Source organism: Streptomyces sp. NPDC088732 (assembly GCF_044751205.1).
Taxonomy (GTDB): domain Bacteria; phylum Actinomycetota; class Actinomycetes; order Streptomycetales; family Streptomycetaceae; genus Actinacidiphila.
In genome coordinates this window covers 1-1039 of the sequence record NZ_JBIVLI010000071.1, presented here as the reverse complement: position 1 = coordinate 1039, position 1039 = coordinate 1, and the positions used below count along the sequence as shown (strand labels likewise).

At 72.2% G+C, this 1039-nt stretch carries 1 pseudogene; it reads right to left on the bottom strand.

The features are described 5' to 3' along the window. A pseudogene (locus tag ACIP9H_RS42310) lies at positions 1-1039 on the bottom strand (phosphoketolase); the annotation flags it as partial.

Genomic DNA, 1039 nt, shown 5'->3' with positions numbered 1-1039 from the left:
TCGTCGTTGGGCAGCAGCCGGGCCAGGTCGACGATGTTGACGACGCGCACGGCGAGTTCCGGCAGGTGCCTGCGCAGCAGCGAGGCGGCGGCCATCACCTCCAGGGTGGGCACGTCCCCGGCGCAGGCCAGGACGACGTCCGGTTCGCGGGTGCCGTCCTCGGTGCCAGCCCACCCCCACACGCCGGCGCCGCGCGCGGTGTGGGCGCGGGCGGCCTCCAGGTCCAGCCAGTCGAAGCAGGGCTGCTTCCCGGCGACCACCACGTTGACGTGGTCGCGGCTGCGCAGGAAGCGCTCGGTCACGGCCAGCAGGGTGTTGGCGTCCGGGGGCAGGTAGACCCTCACCACCTCGGGCGCCTTGTTGAGGACGTGGTCGATGAAGCCGGGGTCCTGGTGCGAGAAGCCGTTGTGGTCCTGGCGCCACACGTGCGAGGTGAGCAGGTAGTTGAGGGACGCGACGGGGCGCCGCCAGGGCAGCGCGCGGGTGGTCCGCAGCCATTTGATGTGCTGGTTGACCATGGAGTCGACGATGTGGGCGAACGCCTCGTAGCAGGAGAACAGTCCGTGCCGGCCGGTGAGGAGGTAGCCCTCCAGCCAGCCCTGGCAGGTGTGTTCGGACAGGATCTCCATGACGCGGCCGTGCCGGTCCAGGTGCTCGTCCACGGGCAGCGTCCGCGCCTGCCATGCCTTGCCCGTCGCCTCGTACACCGCGTCCAGGCGGTTGGAAGCGGTCTCGTCGGGTCCGACGAGACGGAAGTCGCGGCGTTCGGCGGTGGCCTCCATCAGTTGCTCCAGCAGCCCGCCGAGCACCCGGGTCGGCTCGTGCAGCGTGGCGCCGGGTTTGCCGGCCTCGGCGGCGAAGCGCTCCAGCGGCGGAACCGGCAGGTCGCGCAGGAGCAGCCCGCCGTTGGCGTACGGGGTCGCGCCCAGCCTGCGGTCGCCCGAGGGCACGCAGGCCAGCACCTCCTCGCGCGGCCAGCCCTCCCCGTCGAAGAGTTCCTCCGGCCGGTACGACCGCAGCCACGCCTCCAGTTGGGCCA